The organism is Stutzerimonas nosocomialis, from assembly GCF_005876855.1.
Lineage (GTDB): Bacteria > Pseudomonadota > Gammaproteobacteria > Pseudomonadales > Pseudomonadaceae > Stutzerimonas > Stutzerimonas nosocomialis.
In genome coordinates, this window is the sequence record NZ_QLAE01000060.1 from 1 (window position 1) to 13,688 (window position 13,688).

Annotated in this window: 10 protein-coding genes and 2 pseudogenes; 5 read left to right on the top strand and 7 right to left on the bottom strand. The window is 62.8% G+C overall.

What is annotated here, in order from left to right:
• Window positions 1–441: 441 nt before the first annotated feature.
• Together DN824_RS21815 and DN824_RS21820 are read right to left on the bottom strand one after the other, a co-directional pair.
• On the bottom strand, window positions 442–741 hold the full coding sequence (locus DN824_RS21815; protein WP_138410419.1) for a hypothetical protein: 300 nt from the start codon (window positions 739–741) through the stop codon (window positions 442–444).
• 88 nt (window positions 742–829) lie between these two features.
• Window positions 830–1,207 (bottom strand): hypothetical protein, encoded by a 378-nt coding sequence (locus DN824_RS21820; RefSeq protein WP_138410420.1) that lies wholly within the window; start codon window positions 1,205–1,207, stop codon window positions 830–832.
• Window positions 1,208–1,372: 165 nt separating this feature from the next.
• On the opposite strand from DN824_RS21820, the pseudogene DN824_RS21825 reads away from it, so the two are divergent.
• Window positions 1,373–2,415 (top strand): annotated as a pseudogene (locus DN824_RS21825) (IS110 family RNA-guided transposase).
• Window positions 2,416–2,681: 266 nt separating this feature from the next.
• Here the strand turns inward: DN824_RS21825 and DN824_RS22525 are convergent.
• Entirely contained in the window at window positions 2,682–2,912 is a 231-nt protein-coding gene (locus tag DN824_RS22525; RefSeq protein ID WP_158295405.1) for a hypothetical protein, read from the bottom strand.
• Between the two features lie 142 nt (window positions 2,913–3,054).
• On the opposite strand from DN824_RS22525, the pseudogene DN824_RS22840 reads away from it, so the two are divergent.
• Window positions 3,055–4,019 (top strand): annotated as a pseudogene (locus tag DN824_RS22840) (integron integrase).
• An 18-nt stretch (window positions 4,020–4,037) separates the two neighbouring features.
• Here the strand turns inward: DN824_RS22840 and DN824_RS21840 are convergent.
• Window positions 4,038–4,361, bottom strand: a complete 324-nt coding sequence (locus DN824_RS21840; RefSeq protein WP_138410423.1) for a DUF5629 family protein — start codon at window positions 4,359–4,361, stop codon at window positions 4,038–4,040.
• 96 nt (window positions 4,362–4,457) lie between these two features.
• Entirely contained in the window at window positions 4,458–8,150 is a 3,693-nt protein-coding gene (gene metH, locus DN824_RS21845; protein ID WP_138410424.1) for a methionine synthase, read from the bottom strand.
• Between the two features lie 238 nt (window positions 8,151–8,388).
• Between metH and nfuA the strand changes: the two genes are divergently transcribed.
• The 3 genes from nfuA (at window position 8,389) to DN824_RS21860 (ending at window position 11,114) form a co-directional block, all read left to right on the top strand.
• Window positions 8,389–8,973 carry a Fe-S biogenesis protein NfuA gene (nfuA, locus tag DN824_RS21850; RefSeq protein WP_138410425.1) on the top strand — a complete coding sequence of 195 codons (585 nt, stop codon included), beginning with the start codon at window positions 8,389–8,391 and terminating at the stop codon, window positions 8,971–8,973.
• 186 nt (window positions 8,974–9,159) lie between these two features.
• On the top strand, window positions 9,160–10,155 hold the full coding sequence (locus DN824_RS21855) for a response regulator (RefSeq protein ID WP_138410426.1): 996 nt from the start codon (window positions 9,160–9,162) through the stop codon (window positions 10,153–10,155).
• Window positions 10,156–10,157: 2 nt separating this feature from the next.
• Window positions 10,158–11,114, top strand: a complete 957-nt coding sequence (locus tag DN824_RS21860) for a GGDEF domain-containing protein (protein WP_138410427.1) — start codon at window positions 10,158–10,160, stop codon at window positions 11,112–11,114.
• Here DN824_RS21860 and DN824_RS21865 read toward each other — a convergent pair.
• A complete protein-coding gene (locus tag DN824_RS21865; protein ID WP_138410428.1) occupies window positions 11,092–12,273 on the bottom strand; it encodes an MFS transporter in 1,182 nt (393 codons plus the stop codon). The two genes, DN824_RS21860 and DN824_RS21865, sit on opposite strands and share 23 nt — an antisense overlap.
• 161 nt (window positions 12,274–12,434) lie before the next feature.
• A complete protein-coding gene (locus DN824_RS21870; protein ID WP_138410429.1) occupies window positions 12,435–13,427 on the bottom strand; it encodes a GlxA family transcriptional regulator in 993 nt (330 codons plus the stop codon).
• Window positions 13,428–13,688 lie beyond the last annotated feature (261 nt).

Genomic DNA, 13,688 nt, shown 5'->3' on the forward strand with positions numbered 1-13,688 from the left:
GCCTGAATTAAGCCGACCCGCGAAGCGGGTTCGGCTTGAATGAATAGTTAGCGCGCAGTGGTGAACTGTTGCTCGGTCCCTAGCCGCATCATTAGAGACCAATGGCTTGTCAACGCTTCGAAGACCGCCCAAACATACTCACCGTTCTCATGCGGAAACACTGCGGGCGGCCACCAATCATTGAAGCAGCCGTTGCCGCCGAGAGGAACAGCGTGAAATGGTCAAGTGCGGCAACACTGTTGCGTTTCTCGAGCGCAGCTAGGCAATCCCGAACATGGCTCAGTGACGAGGCTTTGTAGCCATGGTCATCGCAAAACTTAAGCAACGCTGCCGTCGCACGGCGTTGCACTTCAATGTGCGGTGATGTCATTTTTTCTGCGGCCTAACGCCGAAGCTCACGCGCGGCGAAGCCGTCGCGTGGAGCGCCTAGTTGGACCGCGCTCAGCATCGAGCGTGCCTTTGGGCTTCTTCAAGGTGGCTGACATGTATCTCAGTTCCACCTATATCTATCTTGGTTTCCAACCGGCCCGACTGCACCAGCATTGCTGCCGCGCGCAGTATTAGCGGCAAATTGCTATCGAATATTTCGGGAAACATGCGACTGCTTCGGTGCAATACCGGTGAGGCCAAAGTAGTACCGGAGATACTGAAGCGATGCTCAACACCTCCGACCTTCGCGTCGAAATACATGCCCCAACCTTTCTCAGCTGTGGACGATACAAGGGTAGCCACTTCAGTCACATCTGCTCCTTTCTCGCAGTCCAACGTTTGGTTAAGGGGCGGGCTTTAGCCCGTCCCAGTGAGCGCAGCGAACGGTTTGAACCACTAGTTAGGGTTCATGAGGCTGCCTGCGCAGTGCCGCTATTTTAGTACCGATAAGGCCTAGAATAACTACTGATAAAAAATGAGCAATACCAATCCACGCCTGGGCAGGTTCGCTGAGAGCGTAGGTTGCCATGGCAATAATTCCAGTTGCAGTTAAGCCATGATAGTAAGGAAGTTGTTTGGATTTTTTCGCTGCTATATAGCTAGTAATGGTGGGGATGTATATAAAGTAAACAGCTGTCATGATTGTTGAGGCGGCAACGTACAAGCTAGTATTTTTGGAGTAGTTAAGGGCAGTGATTGTTAGTAGCATAATTGCGAAAGGTACAAGGCAGCCAATGGCGAAAGCAGCTACTAAAGACTTAAAATCAAAATACTTCAATTTTCACCTTTTTTTAAGAGGTAGGTTACTTCTAACGATTAAGCTAAGGGGCAGGCTTCAGCCTGTCCCAGTGAGCGAAGCGAACGATTTGAGTGCTGTAATGGACTCTCCCCACACCACGTTTCTTCTATAACACCGTGGTGACTGTTCGCTGGGAGAGGTGCGATGAAACGCATAGCGGTTGATTTGGCCAAGTCCGTTTACCAGGTTGCCGAGAGTGTCCAGGTCGGCCGGGTGGATTGGCGCAGGCGGCTCGATTCCGGAGCATTTGCGCGATATGTACAGGAGCAGATCGAGCCTGTCGAGTGGGTGATGGAAGCCTGTGGCACGGCTCACCATTGGGGCCGGTTGATGCTTGAGCGAGGCCATCACGTGGTCTTGTTGCACCCTCGCTATGCGCGCCCGTACCGCCGCCGTAACAAGACCGATCGCAACGACTGCGACGCCATCCTGGAAGCGGCGCGCTGCCAAGGGATCCGCCAGGTTCCAGTAAAAAGCGTGCAACAGCAGCAAGTGCAACAACTTCACAAGCTGCGCGAGGGCTGGAAGAAGTCCCGTGTGCAGCGCATTAACCTGCTACGCGGCATCCTGCGTGAAGCAGGGATTGAAGCTCCGAGCGGCATCCAGTCCTTTCTGCGCCAAGCATGCGAGCTGATCGAGCGACCCGAAGTGCAGCCACTGCGCGGTGCGCTGCAAGTGGTACTTGCCGAGATCAACTTATATGAGCAGTCGATGCGCGAGTGCGAAGAGCAACTGGCCCGCTGGCACGCCGACGATGAAGTCGTGCACAAGCTGGATGAAGTAAGTGGCATCGGCCTGCTGACAGCCAGTGCGTTGAAAACCGCAGTCGGCAAACCCGAGCGCTTCGCCAGTGGCCGACACCTGAGCGCCTGGCTGGGCATGACGCCGAACGAATACAGTAGTGGCGAGCGTCGCAGGCTTGGACGGATCAGTTGCAAAGGCAACGTCTACGTCCGCACCTTGTTCATCCATGGCGCGCGAGCCGCGCTGTTGGCAGCCAAACGCTGCAGGCGCGAACACCTGAAAGGCTGACTCGACTACAGCGTTGGGCCTTGGACACAGCCGACCGCATCGGCCACAACAAAGCCGCCGTGGCGCTGGCGAACAAGCTGGTACGGATCTGCTGGGCGGTGTGGTGCCATGAGCGGCGGTTCAGCGGTAACTGGCACAGCACAAAGCCCGCCTAACGGCGGGGTCAACAATGAAGTGAGTTTCTAGTGGTTGTGGTGAGAAGCGAGACTGTCGGAACAGGCGAGTCCTGCAGCAGAGCAAGGCCGATAACAATGATGATCTTTGTGATCGCTTGAACGCTTGGCCCCTGCTGCGCGAACTACAGAATGGCCAGGGCAGTGCCCAGTAAAGGCCGGATATACGAATGCAACCGCGCTGACGACAGAATCAAAAAGCTGTTCCTCACCGCTTGTGGGGAGAGTCCATATACACTAGTTAGGTTTCACAGGTTACCTAAGCTGGCTACCCATGAAGAGATTCTTTCGTATTTTTCGAATCGAGAATGACTAAATAGCAGTGCAGGTAGAAATAAAGTACAGCCCAAGATAAAGCCGATCAGAGCCCCTGCCACTGAACCGATAAGGGCCATAACCGAACCAAATGTTAAAAACAACACTCCGGTTAATGCATAACCTTTACGGGAGCGGGCTTGGTCAGGGTAGCGACTGAGCATGTGATACCTAACTATAATTAGACGTCACCTGACGCATAACACGCCGGACACGTCTGACGGATAACACCCGTGCCATTTTCTGTGCACGCCCCTAGGGTAGGCGCTCCAGAGGAGCGTTGACGGTATAAGGGAGTTATACGTCATGGCAGGGAGGCCAAGATTGTTGGATCAAGTACGTGAGCAGATTCGCCTGAAACACTACTCGATACGGACTGAGCGTGTCTATTGCGAGTAGGGTCAAGCGGTTCATCCGGTTCCATAAGTATCGACACCTCTCGAAATGGACGCAGGTGAGGTCGAAAGTTTTTTGTCGCACCTCGTGGTCGATAAGGATGTTTCAGCCTCGACCCAGAACCAAGCGCTTGCAGCGTTTTTGTTCCTCTATAAGAAAGTACTTGGTCAAGACTTGCCTTGGCTGGGGGAGGTGGTGCGAGCCAAGAAGCCCACCCGTTTGCCTGTCGTGCTCACCATCGATGAAGTCCAGCGGGTCCTTGAAAACCTTGACGGCGATCCGTGGTTGGTCGCGAGCCTCCTGTACGGGACGGGCATGCGCCTGATGGAGGCGGTTCGGTTAAGGGTCAAGGACATTGATTTCGAAAAGCGGGAAATCACGATACGGGACGGGAAGGGGCAGAAGGATCAAGGACTGTATTGCCGGCTCGGCTGGTGGGGCACTTGGAATTGCAGCTAGTTCAGGTGCGGCGGCAGCATCAGGCCGAGATTGAGCGAGGGCGTGGCGACGTCCATCTTCCCGACGCGCTGGCGCGCAAATACCCTAAAGCACCGTGGGAATGGGGCTGGCAGTACGTTTTTCCAGCCGCCGACCTCTCTACTGACCCCCGCAGCGGCGCCGTCAGGCGGCACCATTTCAACGAGCAGCGTCTGCAGCGCGCATTCAAGCGCGCCGTTCGAGCCGCGAACATCGTGAAGCTGGCTACGCCTCACAGGTTACGGCACAGCTTCGCTACCCATCTGCTCGAGAGCGGCCAGGGCATTCGCACGCTGCAGGAGCTGCTAGGGCATGCGGACGTTAAAACGACGATGATCTACACCCATGTACTCAACCGGGGCGGCCTGGCGGTGTTGAGCCCGCTCGATCGGATGTGACCACCCCTTACAACTGACTTATTCGTCGTCCGCGTCTGCTTCGAAAGCGTCGAGGCAGACGAGGCGGTGGCCTTCGAGCAGCCAGCTGTTGTCAGAGGCCTGGTGCTCGGCCTCCATCACGCTGTTGTAGCTGAACTGCCAACGTTTGCGTTCCCGGCCGTCGATGGCTTCGATCGTGAGTACGATCGCCTCGCTTTCGAAGGCACGGTTTTCTTCCGCGGCGGCGTCGGCTTCGTCGAGCAGTGCGTCATCGAGGGTGAAGGCCGAGGCATGCAGGCCGTCGATGACGAGCATGCTGGCGGTTTCGAGCTGGTCCAACAGGTACGGAGTCGGTGTCGTCATGGTGAACTCACAGGGCGGCGGGGCGTGCTGAAGAGGGACTACCCCTGAGGCCGCACCGCCTGGCCGGGGGTTGTCGGTTGGCCAGGCGGCGGGGCGTCAGGTGTCGTAACCCAGGTTAGGCGCCAGCCAGCGTTCGGTCACGGTGAGGTCCTGGCCTTTGCGGGCGGTGTAGCGTTCGGCCTGGTCTTTGTCGATCTTGCCGACGGCGAAGTACTGCGCCTGGGGATGGGCGAAGTACCAGCCACTCACCGCGGCGGTGGGGAACATGGCGTAGTGTTCGGTGAGCGTGACCTGGCTGATGCCGTCCGCATCGAGCAGCTCGAACAGGGTGCCTTTTTCCGTATGGTCGGGGCAGGCGGGGTAACCCGGCGCCGGGCGGATGCCCTTGTACTGTTCCTTGATCAGTTCCTCGTTGCTCAGCTGCTCGTCCGGCGCGTAGCCCCAGTGATGCTTGCGCACCTCGGCGTGCAGCCATTCGGCGCAGGCCTCGGCGAGGCGGTCGGCCAGCGCCTTGACCATGATCGAGTTGTAGTCGTCGCCCTTGTCCTGGTAGGCCTTGGCCACTTCTTCGGCGCCGATGCCGGCAGTGGTGATGAAACCACCCACGTAGTCGGTGACGCCGCTGTCCTTTGGCGCGACGAAGTCGGCCAGTGAGAAGTTGGGCTTGCCATCGGGCTTGATGGTCTGCTGGCGAAGGTGGTGCAGGCGGGCCAGGGGCTGGCCGTCGTCGGCATAGACTTCGATGTCGTCATCGTCGACCTGGTTGGCCGGCCAGAAGCCGAACACGGCGCGTGCGCGGATCAGCTTCTCGTCGATCAGCTTCTTGAGCATCGCCTGCGCGTCGGCGAACAGGGCGGTGGCCGCTTCTCCCACCACCTCGTCGGTGAGGATGCGCGGGTATTTGCCGGCCAGGTCCCAGGAGATGAAGAAGGGCGTCCAGTCGATGTACTCGGCGAGCACGTTCAGGTCGATGTCGTCGAGTACTTTGCGCCCGGTGAAGCTCGGCCTGACGGGCTCGTAGGCGGCCCAGTCGAACTTCGGCTTGGCGGCGATCGCCTGGGCGTAGCTCATGCGCTCGGTGCGGGCGCCACGGTTGGCGGTGCGCTCGCGGATCACGGCGTACTCTTCGCGGGTCTTGGTGACGAATGCCGGCTTGAGCTCCTTGGAGAGCAACGTCGTCGCCACGCCCACCGCGCGGGAGGCGTCGGTGACGTACACCACCGCGTCGTTCTTGTAGTGCGGGTCGATCTTCACCGCCGTATGGGCCTTGGAGGTGGTGGCGCCGCCGATCATCAGGGGCAGGGTAAAGCCCTGGCGCTGCATCTCCTTGGCGACATGGACCATCTCGTCCAGCGAGGGGGTGATCAGGCCCGAAAGTCCGATGATGTCGCACTTCTCGGCGATCGCGGTCTGCAGGATCTTTTCGGCGGGCACCATCACGCCCATGTCGACGACGTCGTAGCCGTTGCAGCCGAGCACCACGCCGACGATGTTCTTGCCGATGTCGTGGACGTCGCCCTTGACCGTGGCCATGAGAATCTTGCCCTTGGCTTCGGGCTTGTCGCCTTTTTCCGCTTCGATGAAGGGGATCAGGTGCGCCACGGCCTGTTTCATGACGCGGGCTGATTTCACCACCTGGGGCAGGAACATCTTGCCCGAGCCGAACAGGTCGCCGACCACGTTCATCCCGGCCATCAAGGGCCCCTCGATCACCTCGATGGGGCGCGCGCACTGCTGGCGGCACTCTTCGGTGTCCTCGACGATGAAGGCGGTGATGCCCTTGACCAGCGCGTGTTCGAGGCGCTTGTCCACCGGCAGCGATCGCCACTCTTCGGTCTCGGCTTCCTTGACGCTGCCGTCGCCCTTGTACTGGTCGGCGATGGCGAGCAGCGCCTCGGTGCCGTTGGGCGTGCGGTTGAGCACCACGTCTTCGACGGCGTCGCGCAGCTGCTTGGGGATCTCGTCGTAGATATCGAGCTGCCCGGCGTTGACGATGCCCATCGTCAGGCCGTTCTTGATCGCGTAATAGAGGAATACCGAGTGGATCGCCTCACGTACCGGGTTGTTGCCGCGGAACGAGAAGGACACGTTGGACACGCCGCCCGAACTCAGGGCGTAGGGCAGGTGGTCGCGGATGTAGGCGCAGGCGTTGATGAAGTCGACCGCGTAGTTGTTGTGCTCCTCGATGCCGGTGGCGACGGCGAAGATGTTGGGGTCGAAGATGATGTCTTCGGGCGGGAAGCCGACCTCGTTGACCAGGATGTCGTAGGAGCGCTGGCAGATTTCTTCCTTGCGCGCCTGGGTGTCGGCCTGGCCGGTTTCGTCGAAGGCCATCACCACCACGGCGGCGCCGTAGCGCTTGCACAGGCGGGCGTGGTGCTTGAAGGCTTCGACGCCTTCCTTCATGGAGATCGAGTTGACGATGCCCTTGCCCTGGATGCACTTGAGGCCGGCCTCGATCACCTCCCACTTGGAGGAGTCGATCATGATCGGCACGCGCGAGATGTCCGGTTCGCCGGCGATCAGGTTGAGGAAGGTCACCATGGCCTTCTTCGAATCCAGCATGCCCTCGTCCATGTTTATGTCGATCACCTGGGCGCCGGCTTCCACCTGCTGCAGGGCGACTTCGAGGGCTTCGCTGTAGTTCTCTTCACGGATCAGCCGGGCGAACTTGGCGCTGCCGGTGATGTTGGTCCGCTCGCCGACGTTCACGAACAGCGAGTTGCGGTCGATGGTGAACGGCTCCAGGCCCGACAGGCGGCAGGCCCTGGGGATGTCCGGGATCGCGCGGGGCGGGTACTTGGCGACCGCTTCGGCGATGGCCTGGATGTGAGCGGGCGTGGTGCCGCAGCAGCCGCCGACGATGTTCAGGAAACCCGATGCGGCGAATTCCTCGACCACGGCGGCCATTTCCGCCGGCGTCTCGTCGTATTCGCCGAAGGCGTTGGGCAGGCCGGCGTTGGGGTGGGCGGAGACGTGGGTCTCGGCCTTGTTGGCCAGTTCTTCGAGGTAGGGGCGCAGGTCTTTGGCGCCAAGGGCGCAGTTGAGGCCCACCGAGATCGGATTGGCGTGGCGCACCGAGTTCCAGAACGCTTCGGTGGTCTGACCGGAGAGGGTGCGGCCGGAGGCATCGGTGATGGTGCCGGAGATCATGATCGGCAGTTCGACGCCGAGCTGCTCGAAGACTTCCTGCACGGCGAAGATCGCCGCCTTGGCGTTGAGGGTGTCGAAGATCGTCTCGATCAGGATCAGGTCCGCGCCGCCTTCGATCAGGCCGCGGGTGGCCTCGGTGTAGTTCTCCACCAGCTCGTCGAAGGTGACGTTGCGGTAGCCGGGATTGTTCACGTCCGGGGAAATGGAGCAGGTGCGGCTGGTCGGGCCGAGCACGCCGGCGACGAAGCGCGGCCGGTCGGGGGTCTCGTCGGTTTTGGCGTCGGCCACCTGGCGGGCGAGGCGGGCGCCTTCGACGTTCAGCTCGTAGACCAGCTCCTCCATGCCGTAGTCGGCCTGGGACACGCGGGTGGCGTTGAAGGTGTTGGTTTCCAGGATGTCCGCGCCGGCATCCAGGTAGGCTTTCTCGATGGCGCCGATCACGTCCGGGCGGCTGAGGATCAGCAGGTCGTTGTTGCCCTTGACGTCCTGCGGCCAGTCGGCGAAGCGCTCGCCGCGGTAGTCGGACTCTTCCAGCCGGTAGCTCTGGATCATGGTGCCCATGCCGCCGTCGAGAATCAGGATGCGCTGGCTCAGCGCTTGCTGGAGGGCCTGAAGGCGAAGGCTGCGGTCGGACATTGCATACTACCTGGGAAGAGCGGATCGAAGGGCGGCGATCATAGCAAACTGAGCCGCAGACAGGGCCTGGCGAGGATTGCCATGAATAGCGCTCATGTTGCTCGACGGCCGTGCATCCGCCGTATTGCGGCCCCTCGGAACGCGCCGAGCGTGCGGCTTCTTACCCGACCAAAATGCTAGGACTTTATCTGTCCGGCTCGATTGACGTACACTGGCGGCATCTTTGCGAGGACTGGACATGAGCGCGATTACCATCACTGAAGCGGCACACGATTATCTCGCCGAGTTGCTCTCGAAGCAGAACACCACCGGCATCGGCATCCGGATCTTCATCACCCAGCCGGGCACTCCCTACGCGGAAACCTGCATCGCCTATTGCAAGCCGGGCGAAGAAAAGCCCGAAGACACCGCGCTGGCACTGAAAAGCTTCACCGCCTGGATCGACAACGTCAGCGAACCCTTCCTCGAAGATGCGGTGGTCGACTACGCCACCGACCGCATGGGCGGCCAGCTGACCATCAAGGCACCGAACGCCAAGGTGCCGATGGTCAACGAGGACAGCCCGCTCAACGAGCGCATCAACTATTACCTGCAAACCGAGATCAACCCTGGGCTCGCCAGCCACGGCGGCCAGGTGACCCTCGTCGACGTGGTCGAAGAAGGCGTCGCGGTATTGCAGTTCGGTGGCGGTTGCCAGGGCTGCGGCCAGGCGGACGTCACCCTCAAGGAGGGGATCGAGAAGACCCTGCTCGAGCGGATTCCCGAACTCAAGGGCGTGCGTGACGTGACCGACCACACCAATCGCGAAAACGCCTACTACTGACGAACCCTTCTGTGAACGGGGCGACGGTTGCCACCGCCGCCCCGTTCGTTCGTCTGGAATCCGGCCAGACCTCTCATTCCGATACGCTCGATTGGTGTCAAAATGGCATCATTCTGTGCAGGACAGGCCGCCAGTGGCGATTGTCCTGCATGCCAGGGCCGAACCGGTGTAACGAGAACTGAGCTGATGTCCGCCATTTCCCTGCTGATCTGCGACGATTCCTCCATGGCGCAAAAGCAACTGCTGCGCGCCCTGCCGGAGGGGTGGCCGGTGCGCGTCAGCCAGGCCGCCGACGGCCGGGAGGCGCTGGCGCGCATCCGGGAGGGGGACATCCAGCTCGTGTTGCTCGACCTGACCATGCCGGAAATGGATGGCTACGAGGTGCTGCAGTGCCTGCGCGACGAAGGGCACAGCTGCAAGGTCGTGGTGATTTCAGGCGACGTCCAGGCCGAGGCCGTGCGCCGGGTGTTGAGCCTCGGGGCGCTGGCGTTCCTGAAGAAGCCGGTTGCCGCCGAGGAGTTGCAGCAGACCCTCGAGAAACTGGGGCTGCTTGGCGAATCCGCGATGGGCGGAGCCGGTGTGCCGGCGTCGCTGGAGAATTTCCGGGTCAGCTTTCGCGATGCGTTCCGCGAGGTCGTCAACGTCGCCATGGGACGCGCGGCGGCGCTGCTGGCACGGGTGCTGGGCGTGTTCATCCAGCTGCCGGTGCCGAACGTCAACATCCTCGAGGTGAGCGAGCTGCACATGGCGCTCTCCGACGCCGCACAGGGCGAGAAGCTCACCGCGGTGTGCCAGGGCTACATCGGTGGCGGCATCGCCGGCGAGGCGCTGCTGATCTTCCACGACTCCGAAGTGTCGGACATGGCGCGCCTGATGGGCCTGCGCGACTACCGCGACATGGAGATGCTGCTCGATCTGTCCAGCCTGCTGATCAGCGCCTGCCTGTCGGGCATCGCCGAGCAGGTCGACGTGGTGTTCTCCCAGGGCCATCCGCAGGTGCTCGGCCAGCACGCCGCCATCGACGAGCTGATTCGCGTCAACCGGCAGCGCTGGAAGAAAACCCTGGCCGTGGAAATCAGCTACAGCCTGGAAGGGCATGACATTCACTTCGACCTGCTGCTGTTGTTCACCGAGGATTCGGTGGCGCTGCTGTCGCGCAAACTCGCCTACCTCATGGACTGATCATGGCCCACATCCAACTCGACGAGTTGCACTCGCTGCTGGCGATCATCCAGAGCATCGATGTCGGCGTCGTGGTGCTCGACCGCGATTACCGGATCGAAGTCTGGAACACCTTCATGGAAAACCGCTCGGGCATCCTGCCGGCGGTGGCGCGACGCCAGCTGTTCTTCGAGGTGTTTCCCGAAGTGGATGCCGCCTGGTTCAGGCACAAGTTCGAGAGCGTGGCGACGCTCGGCACGCCGGCCTTTTCCACCTGGGAGCAGCGCCCCTATCTGGTGCGCTTCAAGAACTACCAGCCGATCACGGGGCTGGAAGAATTCATGTACCAGAACATCACGATGATGCCCCTGCGCGGGCTCGACGGCAGCATCGAGCACATCTGCGTGGTGATCTACGACGTGACGGACGTGGCGGTGAACCGGCGTCAGCTGCAGGCCGCCAATGAGCAGTTGCAGCGCCTTTCGAGCACCGACCGGCTGACGGGGCTGTACAACCGTGGCCACTGGGAAGAGATGCTCCGCGTGGAGTACGCACGCCACCGTCGCTACGACTCGCGGGCGTCGCTGGTGATCTTCGACATCGACCATTTCAAGCGCATCAACGACACCCACGGCCATCCGGCCGGGGATCAGGTGATCCGAAGGGTGGCCGAGTGCGTCCGCGAGAACATCCGCGATTCGGACCTGGCCGGGCGCTACGGGGGCGAGGAGTTCGTGGTGCTGCTGCCCGATACCGACAAGAAGGGCGCGTTGATCTTCGCCGAGCGCATGCGGGCCTGTATCGAGGCGCTCTGCGTGGTGCACGACGGCACCGAGATCCGTTTCACCATCAGCCTCGGCATCGCCGACCTGAGCCAGCCCACCACGGGCTATGCGCAGCTGATCGAATGGGCCGATCAGGCGCTCTACGCCTCCAAGACCGGCGGCCGCAATCGGGTCACGTTATACGAGCCTGGCTAGCGGCCGGCTCGCGCCGCAGCAGCAGGGCCACCAGCGTGATGCCTGCCAGCAGCGTCATGCCGACGTTGACCGCACTCCAGCCGATGCCGACGATGAGCGCTCCCGAGGCCAGGGACATCGTCGCCGCGACGCCGCCGTTGCAGAGCTCCATCAGACCTTGAGCGCTCGCCCGTTCAGGGCTCCCATGGCCGCTGCCGAGCAGGGTGGTGCCGGCCACCAGCATCAGGTTCCAGCCGATCCCCAGCAGGCAGGAGCTGACCAAAAAACCCGACAGCTGCTGGCTGGCCAGCGCAACCGCCGCACTGGCCAGCAGGGCCAGCGCGCCGATCAGCCCGACGCGGCGGCTGCCGAGCCGATCGACCAGCGGGCCTGCGACGAAGGCCGGCAGGAACATGCCGACCAGGTGCCACTGGATGACCCGCGTGCTGTCCCCGATGCCCAGGCCGCAGAAGCTCATGGCCAGGGGCGTCGCGTTCATCACCAGGATCATCAGGCCATGCCCGACGGCGGTGGTGAGAATGGCCATGCGCACGACAGGTCGCGCCAGCAGCGTACGGGCAGATACGGTCGCCGAGGCGGCGGCAACCGGCGCCGGCGGGGTCCTCAGCCCGGCCAGGATCAGCAGGGCGAGCACGGCAAGCCCGGCGATCAGCACATAGGCGCCGGTGAACGGCACGGCCAGGGCGTTGCGCGAAAGCTCGCCGAGCGTGGGGGCGATCAGCGCCGCGCAGAGTCCGCCGCCGATCACCCAGGCGGTGGCGCGGCCCTTGTGGGCATCGTCGACCGTTTCCAGGGCGGCGAAGCGGTAGTAATTCGCCGAGGCCTGGTACAGCCCGAGCGGCAGCGCGCCCAGGCAGAGGAGCGTGAAGTCGCCCAGCCAGACGCCCCAGGCACTGATGAGCCCACCGGCGATACCGGCCATGGCCCCCAGCAGGAAACCGTTGCGTCGGCCGTGGCGCTGCATCAGTCGCGAAAGGGGGCGGACCGCCAGCAGGGTGCCGATCACCAGCAGCGCCATCGGCAAGGTGGCGAGCGCATTGCTCGGCGCCAGCTGCAGCCCGATCAGCGCCGTCAGGGTGATGCCGGTCATCGCGCTGGTCCAGAACAACGCCTGGGCGATGAACAGGCGGCCAAGCGCGGGGTTATGCAGCGGATTCATGGTGCGTTGCCTCGGGCTGTCTGGCGGGTCGGCTGGGGCAGGGTTCGCTGTCGCAGCGGCCGCAGGTGCATTCGAACGGGTATGGCCCCCCCGCGCCTCGGGGCGGAGAGGGCGATCACAGGCTTTGCAGTGGGGCGTGGCTCGAGCATGGCATCTCCGGGTCAGGCGAAGCGGGCGGCGTATTCCTGAGGGCTCACCGACAGGTGCTTGTGGAAGCTGCGCCGCAGGTTCTCGGGATGGCCGAAGCCGGTGAGCCTGGCGACCGTGGCGATCGACGTCTGGCCGCCGAGCACGAGGTGGCGTGCGGCCTCCAGGCGCACCCGCTCGACGTAGCGCCCCGGGCCGGTGCCCAGTTCGGCGGCGAACAGACGGCAGAGCGTGCGGGGCGACATGTGCGCCTGGCGTGCCAGGGCTTCGATCGACAGGTCTTCGCACAGGTGGGCCGGTATCCAGTCGAGCAGGGCCGATAGCCTCGGCAACTCGCTGCCCGCGGGGGCAAGCAGGGCGCTGAACTGCGCCTGGCCGCCCGGGCGACGCAGGAACATCACCAGGCGGCGCGCGACCGCCAGAGCCAGGGCGCGGCCCAGGTCCGCCTCGACCAGCGCCAGTGCCAGATCGATGCCCGCCGTGACCCCGGCCGAGGTAAACAAATGCCGGGCCTGCGGGTCGTTCGGGTCGTAGGTGTGCAGGACGTCCGGGTCGACGGTGACTGCGGGATAGTCATCTTGGAGCGTTTGCAGGTCGGCCCAGTGCGTCGTCGCCTTGCGCTGGTCGAGCAGCCCGGCCTCCGCCAGCACCAAGGCGCCCGAACAGACCGAGCCGAGCCGCCTGACGCTGGGTTCGGCAGACGCCAGCCAGGCGAGCAGCGCGGCATTGCCGCGAGCCTCGTCGACCCCACGCCCGCCGGGTACCAGCAGGGTGTCCAGCGTGGCCGGATCGGTGTGCTGCCAGAGTGCGTCGACGCACAGGCGCACGCCGCAGGAGGTGGCGACCGGCTCGGGCCGCTCGCCCAGCACCATCAGGCGATAGGGCTCGGACAATCCCTGGCGGGCGCGTTCGACGTTGGCCGAGGCGAATACCTGCAGCGGCCCGGTGACGTCCAGGCTCATCGCGTCCGGGTAGATCAGGCAGGCGATCGTGCGGGGAGCGTCCATGTCGTCTCGCGGGTTCGGTGGGAGTGGCCTGGAGTGTGGCCTGTGCCTGCTTCGGCAGCAATGACAAGAAACCCACAGATCTTGCCAGACGGGTCGCTCTTGGTGGCGCGTGCTCGACACTGATGGCGCTCTCGGTAATCGGGGGCAGGGGGGCGATCATCGGTGTTGCGGCTGACGCGTTCGCGGGCACGCCCCGCTCCCATGGGGTGGTGTGTTTGGAGGGTAGAGACTTGCCCGGGCGTCGACGGTTCCTGGGCTTTT

Coding starts and splice junctions, on each gene's coding strand:
- DN824_RS21870 (WP_138410429.1), bottom strand. CDS start 13,427: ATGGACGCTCCCCGCACGATCGCCTGCCTGATCTACCCGGACGCGATG.
- DN824_RS21840 (WP_138410423.1), bottom strand. CDS start 4,361: ATGACGACACCGACTCCGTACCTGTTGGACCAGCTCGAAACCGCCAGC.
- DN824_RS22525 (WP_158295405.1), bottom strand. CDS start 2,912: ATGCTCAGTCGCTACCCTGACCAAGCCCGCTCCCGTAAAGGTTATGCA.
- DN824_RS21855 (WP_138410426.1), top strand. CDS start 9,160: ATGTCCGCCATTTCCCTGCTGATCTGCGACGATTCCTCCATGGCGCAA.
- DN824_RS21865 (WP_138410428.1), bottom strand. CDS start 12,273: ATGAATCCGCTGCATAACCCCGCGCTTGGCCGCCTGTTCATCGCCCAG.
- DN824_RS21860 (WP_138410427.1), top strand. CDS start 10,158: ATGGCCCACATCCAACTCGACGAGTTGCACTCGCTGCTGGCGATCATC.
- metH (WP_138410424.1), bottom strand. CDS start 8,150: ATGTCCGACCGCAGCCTTCGCCTTCAGGCCCTCCAGCAAGCGCTGAGC.
- nfuA (WP_138410425.1), top strand. CDS start 8,389: ATGAGCGCGATTACCATCACTGAAGCGGCACACGATTATCTCGCCGAG.